This is a genomic window from Ferrimonas balearica (assembly GCF_019802085.1).
Taxonomy (GTDB): Bacteria; Pseudomonadota; Gammaproteobacteria; order Enterobacterales; family Shewanellaceae; genus Ferrimonas; species Ferrimonas balearica_B.
This window is the reverse complement of sequence record NZ_JAHVHV010000005.1, coordinates 168,526-185,048: the sequence shown is the minus strand read 5'-3', so window position 1 is coordinate 185,048 and position 16,523 is coordinate 168,526. Positions and strand designations below refer to the sequence as shown.

Below are 16,523 nucleotides of genomic sequence, written 5' to 3'. Positions count from 1 at the left end.
CCCTTGTTTAGGCTCTATCTTTAGAAAAGTGATTAGGGGACAACAAGATGGAACGACGTTGGAATGCCTGGGGCCGTGAGGGCCTGGCCCCGCAGCTGCCCGCCGGCGCCCTGGCGATGCTGGCTGAGCAACTGGGCCCTGGAGTGCCTCTGGGCGAGGCCGCCCTGGCCGAGGCCCTGGCCCGGGTGCCGACGTCGCGCCTGGGGCCCAACCCGCTGTGGTCCCGGGACCCGGAGCTGCGCCTGCGCCACGCACGGGGCCAGAGTCTGCCGGACTGGCTGGCCCTCAAATCCGGCCAGCTGGGGCACTACCCGGACGCGGTGGCCCAGCCGGACAATGAGGATCAGCTGCGGGCGCTGCTGGACACCGCCCGGACCCAGGGGCTGGTGGTGATCCCCTATGGTGGGGGCACCAGTGTGGCCGGCCACATCAATGTCCCGGACAGTCCGCGCCCGGTGCTGACCCTCTCCCTGGCGCGGATGAACCGCCTGCTGCACCTGGACCCGGTCAGCCAGTTGGCCACCTTCGGCGCCGGGGTGACCGGCCCGGCCCTGGAGGCGGCGCTCAACGCCCAGGGCTTCACCCTGGGCCACTTCCCCCAGTCGTTCGAACTCTCCACCCTGGGGGGCTGGGTGGCCAGCCGCTCCAGCGGACAGCAATCCCTCACCTATGGCCGCATCGAGCAGCTGTTCGCCGGCGGCGTGCTGCACACCCTGGAGGGGCGCTGGCGCCTCCCCACCCAGCCGGCCTCCGCCGCCGGCCCGGACTGGCGGGAGCTGATCCTCGGCAGCGAAGGGCGGGTGGGAGTGCTCTCCCAGGTGACGGTGCGAGTCCGTCCCCTGCCCCGGGCCGAGCGCTTCTGCACATCGATATTGAAGGACTGGGACCAGGCCCTCTTGGCGGTACGCGCCCTGGTGCAGGCGGGGGTGCCGGCGGGCATGCTGCGCCTGAGCCACCCGGAGGAGACCCGCACCCAACTGGCGCTGGCCCTGCCCGAGAACAAGCGGCGCTGGCTGGAACGCTACCTGGCCCTGCGCGGGGCCACGGCGCCCGCCATGCTGGTGTGGGAGGGGGGCGCGGACTACCGCGCCATCAAGCGGGCGCTGAACCGCCACGGGGCGGTGCTGCACAGCGCCACCCTGGGGGCCCACTGGCAGCGCAAACGCTTCCTGGCCCCCTACCTGCGCGACACCCTGTGGCAGGCGGGCTATTGCGTGGACACCCTGGAGACCGCCATCGACTGGGCCAACCTGGAGCCGCTGCGTCGAGCCATGGAGCACAGCCTGCGCAGCGGCCTGGCCAGCGAGGACCAGCCGGTGCTGGCCTTCACCCACATCAGCCATGTCTATCGCCAGGGCGCCAGCCTCTACACCACCTACCTCTTCCCCTGCGGCCAGGACGCCCAGCACACCCTGGCCCGCTGGCAGCGACTCAAGCACGCCACCTCGGCCACCATCGTCGAGCACGGCGGCACCATCAGCCACCAGCACGGGGTGGGGCGGGACCACGCCCCCTACCTGGCCCAGGAGAAGGGGCCCATCGCCCAGGACACCCTGGCGGCGGTGCTGAGTCACTTCGACCCCGAGGCGCAGCTCAACCCCGGGGCCCTGCTGGCCAAGGAGCCCGGATGCGAAGCCTGACTGAGTCGGTCTGCCAGACCCGAGCCCAGCTGGCCGACGGCCAGCAGTGGGATCTTATCGTCATCGGCGCGGGGATCACCGGTGCCGGGGTGGCCCGCCTGGCGGCCCAGCAGGGCTACCGTACCCTGCTGCTGGAGCGGGGGGACCTGGCGGGGGGCACCTCCAACTTCAGCTCCAAGATGGTGCACGGCGGCCTGCGCTACCTGGGCCAGGGCCACTTCAAACTGACCCGACAGGCGGCCCGGGCCCGTGAGCGGCTGCGTCAACGCTGGCCGGACATCATCACCCCCCTGCCCTACTACCTGGTGCACCACAAAGGCCGCGGCCCCGGCCCCTGGCCCATGCGCCTGGTGCTCTGGCTCTATCATAGGATCTCCGGCGCCGCGCCGGCCCACACCCCCCGCTGGTTGAGCCCCGAGGCCCTCGCGGCCCGACTGCCAGGGTTCAACCTGGCCCCCAACAAGGGCGCCAACCACTACTTCGATGCGGTCTGCGACGACAGTCAGCTGGTGCTGCGCACCCTGGAGGAGGCGGTGTGCCAGGGCGCGGCCCTGTGCCACTACACCCCGGTGCGCCGTCTGCTGCGCGAGTCCGGCCAGGTGACCGGGGTGGAGATCGACCACCAGGGCACCCCCTGCCGCCTCAAGGCCACGCTGGTGGTCAACGCCACCGGGGTCTGGGCCGACGGCCTGACGCCCCTGCCCGAGGGCCTCACCCTGAGGCCCCTGCGCGGTTCCCACCTGGTGTTTGACGCCCGGGACCTGCCCCTGCCTGCCGCCCTGACCCTGTTCCATCCCCAGGACGGTCGGGTGGTGTTCTGCTACCCCTGGGCCGGCACCACCGTGTTGGGCACCACGGACTTGGATCACCTGGCGGACAAGGCGGCGCCGGCCCGCTGCAGCGACCAGGAGCGGGACTACCTGCTGGCGATCCTGCCGCTGTTGGGGGTCAGCCAGGTCCCACCCATCCTCAGCAGCTGGTCCGGGCTGCGCCCCATCCTGGCCCGGGAGGGTCAGAACCAGGCCCCCTCGGACGCCAGCCGGGAGCACCTGATCTGGGACGAGCCGGGGCTGGTGAGCGTCACCGGCGGCAAGCTCACCACCTTCGTGGAGATGGCCGACGAGGTGATGGCCCGGGCCCAGGCCCAGGGCCGGCTGCCCGCCCCGGCCCCACAAGAGGACCAGGTGCTGACTCAGCAGGCGCACCTGGACGGCAACCTTATCGGCAACAGCCTGGTGCACCGCCACGAGCTGGTGCACTGGGCCCGCCACGGCGCCATCCACCGACTGTCGGATCTGCTGCTGCGCCGCACCCGCCTGGGCTGGGTGCTGGGCCAGACCCTGGCGGACTACCAGACGGAGATCCAACGGCTGTGCACCCCGGCCCTGGAGTGGTCCGAAGCACGCTGGCAGGCGCAGTGGCAAGACTATTGGCAGCAGTGGCAGGCCTACCACATGGAGGGGCCCGAGGATGGGCGCTGAGCACCTGCTGGCCATCGATAACGGCACCCAGAGCCTGCGGGCGCTGCTGTTCGACCGCCAGGGCAACCTGGTGGCCAAGCAGCAGTACCGCTTCGAGCCCCCCTACCACAGCCCGGAGCCGGGGGCGGCGGAGCAGGAGGTCAGCCGTTACTGGGACGCCCTGGTGCACTGCTGCCAGGGGTTGTGGCGCGAGGGCGCCGATCCGGCCTCGGTGGCGGCACTGAGTCTGACCAGCCAGCGCACCTCGGTGGTGGCGCTGGATAAGCAAGGTACGTCCCTGGGGCCCGCCGTCCTCTGGCTGGATCAGCGCCGGGCCACCGAATTGCCCCTCCTGCCCCAGCCCTGGCGCATCTTGCTGGCGCTGCCCAAAATCGGCCCCCTGCTCACCAAGGTACGCCAGCGGGCCCCCGCCAATCGCCTGGCCCAGCAGGTGCCCGAACAGTGGCGGCGCTGCGACAAGCTGGTCTCCCTCTCCGCCTACCTCACCGGGCGCCTGATCGGCACCTTGTGCGACAGCACCGCCGCCCAGGTGGGTTACCTGCCCTTCGATTACCGGCGCCACCGCTGGCATCACAGGCGTAACTGGCGCTGGGCGGCCCTGGGGGTCACCCCGGAGCAGATGTGCCCGCTGAAGGCCCCCGGCGAGCGCCTGGGCCGGCTGACCGCCGAAGCCGCCAGCGAGCTGGGCCTGGCCGCCGAGTTGCCCCTGTTCGCCGCCGGCGGCGACAAGACCTGCGAGGTGCTGGGCAGCGGGGGACACCAGGAGGGGGTGGCCAGCCTCAGTTTCGGCACCACCGCCACGGTTAACCTGGCGGCCCGCCGCTACCGCGAGGTGGTGCCCCTCATCCCCGCTTACCCGGCCTGCGAGCCCGGGGTGTTTCTCAACGAGAAGATGCTGTTTCGCGGCTTCTGGATGGTGAGCTGGTTCAAGGAGCAGTTCGGCCAGCTGGAGCAGCTGCTGGCCCGGGAGAGCGGCGAGCCGGTGGAGGCGCTGTTCGACCAGCTGGTGACCGAGGTGCCCCCCGGGGCCATGGGGCTGATGCTGCAACCCTACTGGGGGGCGGACCTGGCCAGCCCCGAGGCCAAGGGCAGCATCATCGGCTTTGGCGATGTGCACACCCGGGCCCACCTCTATCGGGCATTGATCGAGGGGCTGGCCTACGGCCTTAAGGAGGGGCTGGACAGCATCGAGCGGGCCACCGGCGCCCGCACCCAGGTGCTTCGGATCTCCGGGGGCGGCTCCCAATCCTGCGCCGCCATGCAGCTGACCGCCGATCTCTTCGGCCTGCCGGCGGAGCGGCCCCATACCTTTGAGACCTCGGGCCTGGGGGCCGCCATCTGCGCCGCCGTGGGGCTGGGCTGGTACCCGGACTTTGCCCAGGCGCAGCAAGCGATGGTGCGGGTCGGCCAGCGTTTCGAGCCCAACCCACAACACCATGCGCTCTACCAGGCGCTCTACCAGAGGGTGTACCGGCGGCTCTATCCCCAGCTGGCCCCCCTCTACCGGGAGATCCGCCGTCTGACCGGCTACCCGGCCGGATGAGCGGCTTTACTCTGCCGGTGGCCGCTGGCAGAGTAAACTCACCTGCCTTTTCAATCCCTTTGCGGTACTGCAATGAGCCTAACCACATGGATGTTATTGGCCGCGGCCAGCGCCAACCCCTGCGTCGAAGAACAGCTGCGCCACGGCGCCGAGGACACCACCCTGGGGCAGATCCGTGCCCACTGCAACCTTGAGGCCGATGACGACGACAGTGCCGCGTCCGAACGGATCGACGCCGAGATGGCGGCCGCCGAGGAGCGCTTTGTCCTCAATGCCCACCACAACAACTACATCCTGCCCGCCAGCTACAACCGACGGCCCAACGAGGCGGGCTGGGAGTACGCCCCGGAGGCGATGGACAACTGGGAGGTGAAGTTCCAGCTCAGCGTCAAGGTGCCGGTGACTCCGGAGTGGTTCTCCGGCCAGGGCCGCTTCTACGTCGCCTACACCAACCAGAGCTGGTGGCAGGCCTACAACAAGGACGCCTCGGCCCCCTTCCGGGAAACCAACCACATGCCGGAACTCATCTACTTCCACCGCCCGAACTGGCAGTGGGGGGAGTGGAAAGTGGAGGCCCTGAGCCTGGCGTTCAACCACCAGTCCAACGGCCAAAGCGGCACCCAATCCCGCAGCTGGAACCGGATCATCGGTGGCGGCGCGGTCAGCAACGGCGCCTGGACCTTCGGCGCCCAGGCCTGGCACCGACTCAAGGAGGATCCCAAGAGTTCACCGGACGATCCCCGCGGCGACGACAACCCGGACATCACCGACTTTATGGGCCATGGGGAGCTGTTGATGCTCTACAAAAGGGATGAGCGCAACCTGAGCCTGCGCCTACGGGGCAACCTGGCCACCGGCAAGGGCGGCGTGGAGGCGGGCTGGAGTCTGCCGCTGTTCGCCAAGCTGCGCGGCTACGTCCAGATCTATTACGGCTACGGCGAGAGTCTTATCGACTACAACGTCAAGAGCGAGCGGGTGAGCCTCGGCTTCGAGTTCACTCCCTGGCTGTAGGCATCACCCACTCCAGCTGCTCGGTGGCAAACCCCAGCCCCTCGGCCAGCTTAAGCGGGGCCCTGAGCCGCTCGGGTTCCACGTTGGGCTCCCGGGCCAACAACCAGAGGTAATCCAGGTCGTGGCTGGCCACCAGGGAGAGATCGTACTCCTCCGACAGCCAGATCACGTTGTAGGCGCCGTAGAAGGGGCCAAAGAAGGAGACCTTGAGCATGGCGGCACTGGGATCAACCCGGTAAGCCCGACCCTCCGCCTCCTCCCACTGGCGATAGCGGGTGTTGAACCCACGGTTGAGCACCCGCACCCCGCCGTCCTCCCTCAGGCTGTACTCGGCGGTAACCCGCACCAGATCCTTCTCGAAACGGTTAGGCAGCCGGGCCAGCTCGTGCCAGGTGCCCAGGTAGCGCTCCAGCTCAAAAGGTTCCACCGCCTTGGCCCCCTCGGGCAGGCCACTGCACCCCACCAGTGCCCAGATAAGCACCAGGACTCCCACACATTTGGCCATAGACCCTCCTCTGCCGTTACCCCCAAAGATACGGGTCCGGCATCGGCCAGGATCACCCCGGCAAGGCCCGCCGGGTCTGCCACACTTGAGGCAGGTTCACGTTCATTGAGGAGGGGGCGATGGTCGATGCCCTGAGGGCCGCGCTGCCGGCCCTGCTGCTCGTTGCCGGCAGCGTCGTTTGGGCCGAGTCCGGCCCCCTGGAGATCCGCATCAGCGGCGAGATCAGCGCCGCCGAGCGCGACGCCCTCACCGACTGGGTGGAGCGCTCCGCCAACGCCCTGTCGACGGTTACCGGTGAGTTTCCCATTCCCCGGGCCCGGATCCGGGTCTCCCCCACCGGTCCCGGTGGGGGGCCGGTGCCCTGGGCCCGGGTACAGCGGGGCCAGGTGGAGGGGATCCACTTCTACATCACCCCCGGCTACGACCCGGCGGACTACTGGCAGGACTGGACCGCCCTGCACGAATTCAGCCACCTGCTGATCCCCTACCCCGGCCACGAGGACATCTGGTTTTCCGAGGGGTTGGCCAGCTACTACCAGAACCTGTTGCGGGGCCGGGTGGGGGTGGTCAGCCCCGGGCGGGCCCTGGAGGAGCTGGACGCCGGCTTTCGCCGCGGTCAGCGCGATGCCCAGCGCAAGGACCGCAGCTTGCGGGAGCTCAGCCCCGCCATGTGGCGCACCGGCAGCTACATGCGGGTCTACTGGAGCGGTGCGGCCTACTTCCTGGCGGTGGATCTCGCCCTGCGCCAGCGCGACCAGGCCCCCCACAGCCTGGACCAGGTGCTGGCCCGCTTTGTTGACTGCTGCCGCAACACCCGGCGCCACTGGGACGCCCAGGCGCTGATCGCCACCTTCGACCGCCTCGCCGGCGGCACTTTGTTTGAGCAGCACTACCGGGCGATCATCGACGACCGCGCCTTTCCCGACCTGGATGCCAGCTACCGCTGGCTGGGATTGACCCGCCAGGGCAGCGGCCTGCGCCTGGACCCGGCGCCCCCCTACCCGGCGCGACGCCAGGCGCTGTTTACCGCGGAGCACCCCATGCCCTGACATCAAAGCTGCCAAGGCGCGGGTTTTGCGCTATGCTACGCGCCTTTCGGGCCCGCATCCGCGCTTCGCTGGGCTCACCCACCCAAAGAGTCGAACGCTATGCCCTTTGCTTCCCTGGGCCTGTCCCAAGAACTGGCCCACGCCGTTGCCGAGAAAGGCTACCAGTCCCCCTCCCCCATCCAGGCCCAGGCGATCCCCGCCATCCTGGAGGGCCGGGACGTGATGGCCGCCGCCCAGACCGGCACCGGCAAAACCGCCGGGTTCACCCTGCCGATGCTGCAGAACCTGATGCAGGGTCGTCGGGCCCGCAGCAACCGGGCCCGGGCCCTGGTGCTTACCCCCACCCGTGAACTGGCGGCCCAGGTGGCCGAGTCGGTGGAGGCTTACGGCAAGAACCTGCCCCTGAATTCGGTGGTGGTGTTCGGCGGCGTCAGCATCAACCCTCAGCTCCAGGCCCTGCGCCGCGGCGCCGATGTGCTGGTGGCCACCCCCGGCCGGCTGTTGGACCTGTACGGCCAGAACGCCGTGCGCTTCGACGATCTGGAGCTGCTGGTGCTGGACGAAGCGGACCGCATGCTGGACATGGGCTTTATCCGCGACATCCGCAAAATCCTGGCCCTGCTGCCCGCCAAGCGCCAGAACCTGCTGTTCTCCGCCACCTTCTCCGGTGAGATCCGCGATCTGGCCCGGGGCCTGCTGAGCCAGCCGGTGGAGGTGGACGTCAGCCCCCGCAACAGCACCGCCCGCACCGTCAGCCAGCGTCTGCACCCGGTGGACAAAAGCGCCAAGCCCAAGGTGGTGTCCCGGCTTATCCGCGACAACAACTGGCAGCAGGTGCTGATCTTCACCCGCACCAAGCACGGCGCTAACCGCCTGGCCCAGAAGCTGGAGCGGGACGGGATCCAGGCCGCTGCGATCCACGGCAACAAGAGCCAAGGCGCCCGCACCCGGGCCCTGGCCGGGTTCAAGGACGGCAGCGTCCAGGCCCTGGTGGCCACTGACATCGCCGCCCGGGGCCTGGACATCCAGCAGCTGCCCCAGGTAGTCAACTTCGACCTGCCCCAGGTGGCGGAAGATTACGTTCACCGCATCGGCCGCACCGGCCGGGCTGGCGCCGAGGGTCAGGCGATCTCTTTGGTGTGCGAGGAGGAGTTCAAGCTGCTTAACGACATCGAGCAGCTGATCCAGACCCACCTGGAGCGGGTGCCCCTGTCCGATTTCGAGCCCAAGCTGCCGCTGCCGGACTCCAAGCCCCTGCGCCCGCTGAAGGCGAAAAAGCCCAAGAAGCCGAAAAGCCGCAGCGGTGACGGCCAATCCGCTCCCGCCAAGGCCGCCGACAAGCCCCAGGCCCGTCGGGACCACGACAAGAGCCACGGTGAAGGGCACAATCGGCCCAAGCCCCAGCGCCGCCGTCGTCCGGGGCGCTCGGACCAGGCCGAACGAGGCCAATCCAGCGGCCAAGGTCGCCGCCGCGCCCCCCAGCGCGGATAACAAAAACGCCAGGCTAGTGCCTGGCGTTTTTTTGTTCAGCCCCCCTTGCCAGCGGCACGCCAGGACGGCATGCTGAGCCCGCAACCTTTCACTCACAACGGCGTCACAGAACGCCCACCAGGATGGCAAAGGACGATGCTGGATCTTTGGACTGTTGTGCTCTCCCCCATACTGCTGGCCCAGGGCCAGTGGGTGCGGTTTCGCACCCCAAAGCTGCCGGAAGCCCCGGGCCCTCGGCTGGGCCAGCTGGGCTCCGGAGCGCCCCTGTCGCTGCTGATCCTGGGAGACTCAGCGGCGGCGGGGGTGGGCATCGAGCACCAGACCCAGGCCCTCTCCGGCCAGTTGGCTCAGCAGCTCAAAGCCCAGTTCGGGCTGCAGTGGCAACTGCACGCCCGCAGCGGCTTGACCACCAAGGACGCCCAGCAGTTGCTGAGCGCCATCGACGCCCCCCGCTTTGACGTGGTGCTGATCTCCCTGGGAGTCAACGACGCGCTCTCCGCCACCAGCGCTGCGCGTTGGCTCAGGGAGACCCAGGCGCTGGTCGAGACCCTGAGCGAACGCTTTGCCCCGGGCCTGCTGCTGCTGACCCAGTTGCCGCCCCTGGCCCGTTTTCCCGACCTGCCCTGGCCCTTAAGCGCCCATTTGGGCCGCCGGGCCGATCACTTCAACCGCCTGCTGGGCCAGTGGGTCGCCGACCAGCCCGGTCTGGGGCTGCTGGATCTGACCCGGGGCCACACCCTCTCCCTGGAGCACCTGGCTCCGGACCGATTCCACCCCGGTGAGCCCACCCATCGACACTGGGCCGAGTTGGCCGCGGCGCGGATCCGCGCCCACCAAGAGGCTCTGCCCCCGGCTCAGTAACCGCCGTCGGCCACCGACAGCTGGATCTTCTGGGCCAGAGAGAAGGCCGCGTTGCTGTCGTAGTAGGCGGCCTCGTTGATGAAGTGGGGATAGACCACCTCCTCCCCCTGGTAGTGCACCAGGGTGCCGTCGAAGTGACGGAAGATGGGATCGCCGGGCTTGAGCGGCGCAAAATCGTTCTGCTCCAGCTGGCGATGGACCACCGCGGTGCGCTCACCGGCCTCGTCCACCGGCAGGTAGAGGGTCTCCAGGTAGCGAAACGCCTCCACCGACTGGGCCAGCGCCGGCAGCTGTTCGGTGGCGGCCAGACTGGCAAAGTCGAGGATCAGCTGGGTCAGGGTGGCCATCTGCTCCAGGACATCGTCCCGCAGCACCGACTGGGACTGGGGCCCCACCTCCACCATCACCCCCCGTTTGCCCACGGAGCACAGGTAGCCCCACTCGGCGGGGGACTTGGCGTCCTCCAGCAGGATCACCGCCTCGGGCATCCGCGCCTTGACGAAGGCCGCCAGTTGACGCTCCCACAAGCCGTTATCGATGAGGATGAGGGTTGGCCCCATGTTGCTGGTGGTGTTGTGCAAATCGATCACCAGATCGGTCTGGCTCTGGCCCTTGGGGCCCAGCTGGGCGTTGATCACCTTGGCCCGGCTCTGTTCGTAGTTGGTCAGTTCCGGGTCCGCCAGCAGGGCCGGCTCGAACTGGCGATTGAGATCCGCGTCCAGGTAGCGCTTATTGGCCTGGTGGGCCTGGGGGTTGGCCCAAAGGGTGCGCACCGCCAGTCCGGGCCGAGCCAGGGTTTCCGGGCGTTTCTCCCACTCTCGGATCAGGGTCAGTCCGGAAAATTCATTGCCGTGGGTGCCCCCCACGATCGCCACACTCTGGCTCAAAGCCGCCTCCTCATTGCTGCATAGTTAAACGCAAATTATGTCTATTCATTCACTTGCTGTACAGGGCCCGCAGGCCCTTTACCGCCCCCTATTCCACACCGTAACGGGCCGGGTTTTCAGCAGGATCCACTGGCGACATTCCCGGCTCACTCCCACGTTACTGGCTGATTATCCACAATTTCTGGGACTAAGTCTGTGGGTAACCTGAACAAAACCCACCGCCATGGGCACCGCGCCCTGGTGCTTTTTTCACCACCACCACAAGACAGGGCCAGGCCGGGTACGCAGTGGGATCCACTGGCCCGGTTCGGTTGCTCCCCGGACCCGGGCTGTGCCACCATCGCCCTTCCCCCCTTGTCATCGGAGCACGACCCCAGATGGACCCCTTAGCCGACCTGAACCGGGCCTTCCTGGCCTTCATCAGCCACTGCCCCAACGCCTGCATCGAGCTGGGGCTGGCCCAGCAGCGGGACCGCCTGCCGGACCCCAGCGAGGCCAGCCATCAGCAGTGGATGGCCAAGGCCCAGGCGGTGCTGGACGCGGCGGACGCCTGTGGTGCGCTCAGCTTCGACCAGGAGCAGGACCGCCAACTGATGCGGCTGTGGGCCCAGCGGGTGCGCTTCGAGGGCACCCTCGACGTGGATGGCCACACCCATCGCCAGCGGCTGCCCAAGGCGGGGGAGACCATCAGTGCCGGGATCTTTTTGCTGGTGACCCGGGATAACCGGGCCGACAGCGAGCGCCTGGACGACATCCTGGGCCGGATCAAGCAGGTGCCCGAGTACCTGCACGGCCACCTGGCCCAGCTGACGGTGCCTTTGGCCCGCTGGGTGCAGATCGACATCGAGACCCTGGCGGGGCTGCCGGAGCTGTTTGACAGCATCCGGCACTGGGCGGTGCAGGCGGATTACCCGGCCCTGGACAGCCTGACCGAGGCCATCGCCCAGGCCAACAAGGCCATGGCACATTACGCCGAGGCGCTTGAGGCCCTGCCAAGCTCCGAGCGCTTCGCCATCGGCCTGGAGCGGGCCCAGCGCCTGGTGGCCCTGAACGGCGTCCGCTTAAGCCTGGATGAGATCCACCAGGTGACCCGGCAGTTCGTCAGCCGCACCCAGGGCCAGATCGCCAGTCTGCACCGGGCGCTGGTGCAGCGCTACCAGTTGGGTGCGGACACCACGGTGGCTGAGCTGCAAGCCTTTCTCCATCGCCGCTACGCGGTGCCGCTGGAGGGGGGCCAACTGGCCTCGGTGATTGACCGCTACCACCGGGAGGCGGAGAAGATTGAAGCCTTCGTTCGCCAGCACGATCTCTTTGTGCTGCCCGAGGCCCAGTCGATGACCATCATGCAGACCCCAGCCTTTATGGCCCCGATGATCCCCGCCGGCGCCATGATGCAGCCGGCGGCCCTGGCGGAGGGGACCAAGACCAGCCAGGTCTACCTCACCCTCTCCGAGGCGCTGCTGGATGAACACACGGAGCTGGGGATCCCGGTAATGATGATGCACGAGGGGATCCCCGGCCATCACCTGCAGCTGGCCACCGCCGCCCTGCACCCCACTATGGTGCGCCGGGCCTTTCCCGCCATAGAGCTGGCGGAGGGCTGGGCCACCATGCTGGAGGATTACATGCTGGATCTGGGCTACATGGGGGAGCTGACCGACGAGGCCCGCTTTATCGCCAAGCTGGATCTCAGCCGCATCAGCGCCCGGGTCGCCATCGATCTCTACTTTATGACCGGCAACGCCGACTACCTGGAGATTGGCTACCCGCTGACCCTGGACAGCGAGGATCCCTTCGTCAACGCTGGTCGGCTGCTCAAGGCGGTCACCGGCTTTACCGACGAGCGGGTCGAGGGGGAGCTGAACTGGTACTCCCAGGAGCGGGGTTACCCCTTGAGCTACCTGGTGGGCAACCACCTGGTGTGGGGCCTGAAACGGGACTTCGACGCCGCCCAGGCCGAGCAGCAGCCGGATCCCCGGGCCCGGGACCGCGCCTTCCACCGTCACTTCCTGGAAAGCGGCAACCTGCCGGTGGCCATGGTGCGGGAGCGCTTTGCCCACCTGGGGCTGATCTGACCCACACCCCATGGCCGAGCCCCTGCGCCACCGCACCCTGAGCACCCTTGCGGATATTGCGCCCGCCCAGTGGGATCCCCTGCTGGGCGGCGGCCTGTTCACCGGCCACCGCTTTTTGCACACCCTGGAGGCCACCGGTTGCGTTGGGGGCCGCAGCGGCTGGCACCCCCACCACCAGCTGGTGTACCGGGGCGAGCATCTGGTGGCGGCCCTGCCGCTGTACCTCAAACAGCACTCCTACGGCGAGTACCTGTTCGACTGGTCCTGGGCCCGGGCCTACCAGAGCCATGGCCTGGCCTACTACCCCAAGCTGGTCAGTGCCGTGCCCTACACCCCGGTGAGCGGCCCCCGACTGGGGGTGGCCCCCGACGAAGATGAGGGGGCCATCATGGCGTCGATGGCAGTGCATCTGGAGGGGGAGTGCGCGCGGTTGGGCGCCTCCGGAGTGCAGTGGCTGTTCTGTCCCGCCGAGCAGGCCAATGCCATGACCGAACAGGGGTGGTATCGGCGTCGGGATGTGCACTTCCAGTGGATCAACCGCGGCGATGCCGACATGGCGGCCTACCTGGCCCGCTTCAAGGCGCGCAAACGCAAGATGGTGCGCAAGGAGCGGGAGCGGGTGCGCCAGGCGGGGGTCACCGTCGAGGTGCTCGAGGGCGCCGAGATCCCCCCCGAACTGTGGCGCCGGTTCTATCTTTGCTACCACCACACCTATCTCAAGCGCACCGGCCAGGGTGGTTACCTGACCGAGGCGTTCTTCACCGCCCTGGCCCAGCACCTGACGCCCCACCTGGTCATGATGGTGGCCCGGCGCGGCGACGCCGTGGTGGCCTCGGCGCTCTACCTCAAGGCGGGCGACACCCTCTATGGCCGCTACTGGGGGGCCCTGGAGGAGATCCATGGCCTGCACTTCGAGCTGTGTTACTACCAGGGGATCGAGTACTGCCTGCGCCACCGCCTGGCCCGCTTCGATCCCGGGGTGCAGGGGGAGCACAAGCTGGCCCGCGGCTTCGAGCCGGTGTTCACCTACGGCTGCGGTCAGGTGAGTCATCCCGAGTTCGCCCCCGCCATCCACCGCTTCTGTCGCGACGAGTGGGCGGCGCTGGCCCCCTACCACGCCGAGGCGCGAAGCCGCCTGCCCTTCAAGACAGACTGAGCCGGCGCCACTGCAACAGACGATTGTTGGCGGGCATAGGGTGGTCCGCCTCCAACGTCATGCCCTGGGCCCGGGCCAGGGCCGTCACCGCCTCGATGTCGCGGATCCCCATCTGGGGGGCCTCGGAACGAAGGTAAGCGTCGAAACGGGCATTGGAGGCGCTGGTGGGCTGACCGCCGTAATGGAAGGGGCCATAGAGACAGAAGCACCCCCCGGGTCGCAACACCTGGCCAATTCCCGCCATCATCGCCTCCACCACCGGCCAGGCCATGATGTGGGCGGTGTTGGCGGAGAACACCCCGTCCACCGCCATCGCGGGCCAGGCCCGGGTGACGTCCAGTTCGATGGCCGGCGGCAGGTTACTCACCCCGCACTCCCGGCGCCACTGCTCGATGCCCGGCAGATTCTCCGCCCGGTCACTCATCTGCCAGATCAACTGGTCCAATTGGGGAGCAAAGTGCACCCCGTGCTGGCCGGTGCCGCTGCCGATCTCCAGCACCCGGCGGGTGTCGGCAAAGGCCGCTTTGAGCACGCTCAATATGGGCGCGCGGTTGTTCTCGCACGCCTGGGAAAAGGGTTTCGTCATGGTGGCCTCAGGCTGTCGACTCGATCCCAGCCTACTGCATTCCCCCGCGGGCGTCATGACCCCTTTGATCGGGATCAGGCCGGGACTAAGCGTCTGGTTTACACTTGAAAAGCGACCCCAACTTAGCAAGGAGCCTGGCCATGACCGCACTATTCCTGATGACCGTGATGGGGCCGGATCGCCCCGGCATGCTCAATCAATTGGCGGCCCTCACCCACCAGCACCAGGGCAAGTGGTTGAACAGCCGCATGATCAACCTGGAGGGGCAGTTTGCCGCCATCATCAAGGTGGAGGTGCCCAAGTCCCAGCAGCAGCAGTTGCAGGAAGCCCTGATGGAGACCCCGCGGATGCACCTGCAGATCCACGACTGCCATCCGGAGTGGTCGGCACCGGACCGCACCCTGGCGCTGCAGATCGACGCCAAGGACCAGCCCGGGCTCATCAACGACATCACCTCGGCGCTGACCAGCCACGGCATCAACGTCGAGCAGATGGAGTGCCACCGGGTGGCCAGCGCCGAGGGCGGCACCCTGTTCACCGCCGAGCTGGCCCTGAGCGTGCCCGCGGAGCTGGATCCGGATCTGGTGGTGATGGAGTTGGAGGGATTGCACAGTCACCTGATGGTGCAGCGGCTCTGACTCCCGACCGACACACACAAAAAAGCGCGCCCTTGGGCGCGCTTTTTGTTTCCATCCGGGCCGTTACAGCAGGGCCGGAATCCCGTACTGGGGCTCCAGCATGCCCACCGCCAGCATGGCGGCCAGACAGATCAGCAGTACGGAGCCTGGGATGATCAGACGGTCCAGCTTGGAGAGGCGCTTGGGGCGCTCCTTGTCGCCAATCAGGCCGTTGTTGTCCAGCAACATGGTCAGGGCCCAGGCCAGCACCGGGTTGGTCACCGCCGCAGCGAAGACGCAGATCCCCGCCGCCTGGGAGTCCTTGGTGTCCTTGATCATCTGCATGCCCGCTTCCAGCAGCGGCAGGAACACGCCCACCAGCAGCGCGATGCGCATCACCGGCGGCCACACCGCCACGTCCATGGGGAAGCCCAGGTAGGCGACGATGATGCACAGGGTGCCCAGCACGATGGCGCCGGCGGGGATGGGCCGCTTGGCGATGGCCGCCGGGATCATGTAGGTGCCCCAGGAGGAGGTGATGTTACAGCCACCCAAGGAGGTGCCCACCATCTGGCGTACGGAGCAGGTGGTCATGGTGTCGTCCACGTCCATCAGCACCTTGTCGGTACCCCGGGGGTAGTTGAGCTCCTGGAAGATGCGGTGGCCGAGGAAATCCGGCGACCACATGGCCACCGCCAGGATGGCGAAGGGCAGCGAGGCGATAAAGTGCTCCAGGTTGGGCAGGCCCAGCATCCAGCCCTGCTCGGTGGAGCCCCACCAGTAGACGGGGTTCAGGTTGGGCAGCCCGGTCTCGGTGGTGAAGGTCAGGTCAAAGCCGGCACCGAGCAGCAGCGCCGTAGCCAGGCCGGTAAAGGCACAGGCGGGGATCGCCAGCCAGCGCTTGCCCACCTTGGCCAGGAAGGCGTAGAGGACAATGGTCACCGCCAGCACAATCAGGCCCACGTGGCCCATCTCGATGCCGGTGGCCCAGCGCTGGATGTCGCCAATCTGGCTCATGGCGCCGGTAAAGCCGAGGAACACCAGAAGGCCCCCGGCCACCCCCTCGCCGGTGAGGTTCACCAGCCTCGAGCCCCCCTTGAAGGCACTGAGCAGCAAACCGAACACCCCCAGCAGGATGGCCAGGGCCAGCGGGTGGGCGCCGGCCAGGGCGATGGCGCCGATAAGCGGGATCATGGGGCCGTGGTTGCCGGCCAGGTTGGCGCGGGGGTTCAAGAACCCGGAGGCCAGGATGCAGAACAGCAGCGCGGGGATCAGCATCTCCACCCGGGCCACCTCGATGGCGAACTCGCGGCCCAGGTCAACGTGATCCCAGGCTTGGGACAGCCCCTCGGCCCAGGACATGCCCACGGCAGAGTACATGGCGATGATGCCGATGGTACCGGCCAGGGCGGGCACCAGATCTTCCCATTCGAAACGGAAATCGCGACCGGGCAGGTTCAGGCCCCAGCGGCGCGGCTTCATGATTTGCAGTTCGTGATCCAGGTAGTCGGATCGGGAGTCGAACTCACTGGCCGGGCGGTGCAGCTCCCGGTAGGACTTCTCTTCGGGTTTTGTTGTCTGCTCTTGCATGGCAACAACCACTCCTCAATACAAGGGGTTT

The 16,523-nt window shown here is 68.0% G+C and carries 14 protein-coding genes; 10 read left to right on the top strand and 4 right to left on the bottom strand.

The features are described from left to right. Window positions 1-47: 47 nt before the first annotated feature. The 4 genes from KUV81_RS17580 to KUV81_RS17565 all read left to right on the top strand — a co-directional run bounded on the left by KUV81_RS17580 (window position 48) and on the right by KUV81_RS17565 (window position 5,675). Window positions 48-1,640: an FAD-binding oxidoreductase gene (locus KUV81_RS17580; RefSeq protein WP_222545194.1), complete on the top strand. Its 1,593-nt coding sequence runs from the start codon at window positions 48-50 to the stop codon at window positions 1,638-1,640. Then, on the top strand, window positions 1,628-3,121 hold the full coding sequence (locus KUV81_RS17575) for a glycerol-3-phosphate dehydrogenase/oxidase (RefSeq protein ID WP_222545193.1): 1,494 nt from the start codon (window positions 1,628-1,630) through the stop codon (window positions 3,119-3,121). Before KUV81_RS17580 ends, KUV81_RS17575 begins: the two co-directional genes overlap by 13 nt. Next, window positions 3,111-4,664 (top strand): FGGY-family carbohydrate kinase, encoded by a 1,554-nt coding sequence (locus KUV81_RS17570; RefSeq protein ID WP_222545192.1) that lies wholly within the window; start codon window positions 3,111-3,113, stop codon window positions 4,662-4,664. Before KUV81_RS17575 ends, KUV81_RS17570 begins: the two co-directional genes overlap by 11 nt. Before the next feature lie 72 nt (window positions 4,665-4,736). After that, window positions 4,737-5,675 (top strand): phospholipase A, encoded by a 939-nt coding sequence (locus tag KUV81_RS17565; protein ID WP_222545191.1) that lies wholly within the window; start codon window positions 4,737-4,739, stop codon window positions 5,673-5,675. Here the strand turns inward: KUV81_RS17565 and KUV81_RS17560 are convergent. Beyond that, the gene (locus KUV81_RS17560; protein WP_222545190.1) at window positions 5,659-6,180 is read right to left on the bottom strand and encodes a lipocalin family protein; all 522 of its coding nucleotides are present in this window, start codon (window positions 6,178-6,180) and stop codon (window positions 5,659-5,661) included. The two genes, KUV81_RS17565 and KUV81_RS17560, sit on opposite strands and share 17 nt — an antisense overlap. 119 nt (window positions 6,181-6,299) lie before the next feature. On the opposite strand from KUV81_RS17560, the gene KUV81_RS17555 reads away from it, so the two are divergent. The 3 genes from KUV81_RS17555 to KUV81_RS17545 all read left to right on the top strand — a co-directional run bounded on the left by KUV81_RS17555 (window position 6,300) and on the right by KUV81_RS17545 (window position 9,581). Then, entirely contained in the window at window positions 6,300-7,229 is a 930-nt protein-coding gene (locus tag KUV81_RS17555) for a hypothetical protein (RefSeq protein WP_222545189.1), read from the top strand. A 99-nt stretch (window positions 7,230-7,328) separates the two neighbouring features. Beyond that, entirely contained in the window at window positions 7,329-8,720 is a 1,392-nt protein-coding gene (locus KUV81_RS17550) for a DEAD/DEAH box helicase (RefSeq protein WP_222545188.1), read from the top strand. A 135-nt stretch (window positions 8,721-8,855) separates the two neighbouring features. Beyond that, window positions 8,856-9,581 (top strand): SGNH/GDSL hydrolase family protein, encoded by a 726-nt coding sequence (locus tag KUV81_RS17545; RefSeq protein ID WP_222545187.1) that lies wholly within the window; start codon window positions 8,856-8,858, stop codon window positions 9,579-9,581. Here the strand turns inward: KUV81_RS17545 and KUV81_RS17540 are convergent. Continuing rightward, window positions 9,575-10,468, bottom strand: coding sequence for an aspartoacylase (locus KUV81_RS17540; RefSeq protein ID WP_222545186.1), 894 nt, complete (start codon window positions 10,466-10,468; stop codon window positions 9,575-9,577). The genes KUV81_RS17545 and KUV81_RS17540 overlap by 7 nt on opposite strands. 377 nt (window positions 10,469-10,845) lie before the next feature. On the opposite strand from KUV81_RS17540, the gene KUV81_RS17535 reads away from it, so the two are divergent. Further along, complete coding sequence (locus KUV81_RS17535; RefSeq protein WP_222545185.1) at window positions 10,846-12,543, top strand: DUF885 domain-containing protein; 1,698 nt, start codon at window positions 10,846-10,848, stop codon at window positions 12,541-12,543. A gap of 10 nt (window positions 12,544-12,553) precedes the next feature. Then, window positions 12,554-13,699 (top strand): GNAT family N-acetyltransferase, encoded by a 1,146-nt coding sequence (locus KUV81_RS17530; protein ID WP_222545184.1) that lies wholly within the window; start codon window positions 12,554-12,556, stop codon window positions 13,697-13,699. On the opposite strand, the gene KUV81_RS17525 is transcribed toward KUV81_RS17530, so the two are convergent. Next, window positions 13,686-14,285, bottom strand: a complete 600-nt coding sequence (locus tag KUV81_RS17525) for a DUF938 domain-containing protein (RefSeq protein ID WP_222545183.1) — start codon at window positions 14,283-14,285, stop codon at window positions 13,686-13,688. The two genes, KUV81_RS17530 and KUV81_RS17525, sit on opposite strands and share 14 nt — an antisense overlap. Before the next feature lie 140 nt (window positions 14,286-14,425). Between KUV81_RS17525 and KUV81_RS17520 the strand changes: the two genes are divergently transcribed. After that, the gene (locus tag KUV81_RS17520) at window positions 14,426-14,923 is read left to right on the top strand and encodes a glycine cleavage system protein R (protein WP_222545182.1); all 498 of its coding nucleotides are present in this window, start codon (window positions 14,426-14,428) and stop codon (window positions 14,921-14,923) included. A 63-nt stretch (window positions 14,924-14,986) separates the two neighbouring features. Here the strand turns inward: KUV81_RS17520 and KUV81_RS17515 are convergent, their stop codons facing one another. After that, entirely contained in the window at window positions 14,987-16,492 is a 1,506-nt protein-coding gene (locus tag KUV81_RS17515) for a DUF3360 family protein (protein ID WP_222545181.1), read from the bottom strand. Window positions 16,493-16,523 lie beyond the last annotated feature (31 nt).

Excerpts from the sequence above, each read along its gene's own strand:
- KUV81_RS17550 (WP_222545188.1), top strand. The coding sequence starts at position 7,329 with ATGCCCTTTGCTTCCCTGGGCCTGTCCCAAGAACTGGCCCACGCCGTT.
- KUV81_RS17520 (WP_222545182.1), top strand. The coding sequence starts at position 14,426 with ATGACCGCACTATTCCTGATGACCGTGATGGGGCCGGATCGCCCCGGC.
- KUV81_RS17560 (WP_222545190.1), bottom strand. The coding sequence starts at position 6,180 with ATGGCCAAATGTGTGGGAGTCCTGGTGCTTATCTGGGCACTGGTGGGG.
- KUV81_RS17515 (WP_222545181.1), bottom strand. The coding sequence starts at position 16,492 with ATGCAAGAGCAGACAACAAAACCCGAAGAGAAGTCCTACCGGGAGCTG.
- KUV81_RS17575 (WP_222545193.1), top strand. The coding sequence starts at position 1,628 with ATGCGAAGCCTGACTGAGTCGGTCTGCCAGACCCGAGCCCAGCTGGCC.
- KUV81_RS17570 (WP_222545192.1), top strand. The coding sequence starts at position 3,111 with ATGGGCGCTGAGCACCTGCTGGCCATCGATAACGGCACCCAGAGCCTG.
- KUV81_RS17535 (WP_222545185.1), top strand. The coding sequence starts at position 10,846 with ATGGACCCCTTAGCCGACCTGAACCGGGCCTTCCTGGCCTTCATCAGC.
- KUV81_RS17525 (WP_222545183.1), bottom strand. The coding sequence starts at position 14,285 with ATGACGAAACCCTTTTCCCAGGCGTGCGAGAACAACCGCGCGCCCATA.
- KUV81_RS17530 (WP_222545184.1), top strand. The coding sequence starts at position 12,554 with ATGGCCGAGCCCCTGCGCCACCGCACCCTGAGCACCCTTGCGGATATT.
- KUV81_RS17545 (WP_222545187.1), top strand. The coding sequence starts at position 8,856 with ATGCTGGATCTTTGGACTGTTGTGCTCTCCCCCATACTGCTGGCCCAG.
- KUV81_RS17565 (WP_222545191.1), top strand. The coding sequence starts at position 4,737 with ATGAGCCTAACCACATGGATGTTATTGGCCGCGGCCAGCGCCAACCCC.
- KUV81_RS17580 (WP_222545194.1), top strand. The coding sequence starts at position 48 with ATGGAACGACGTTGGAATGCCTGGGGCCGTGAGGGCCTGGCCCCGCAG.
- KUV81_RS17555 (WP_222545189.1), top strand. The coding sequence starts at position 6,300 with ATGGTCGATGCCCTGAGGGCCGCGCTGCCGGCCCTGCTGCTCGTTGCC.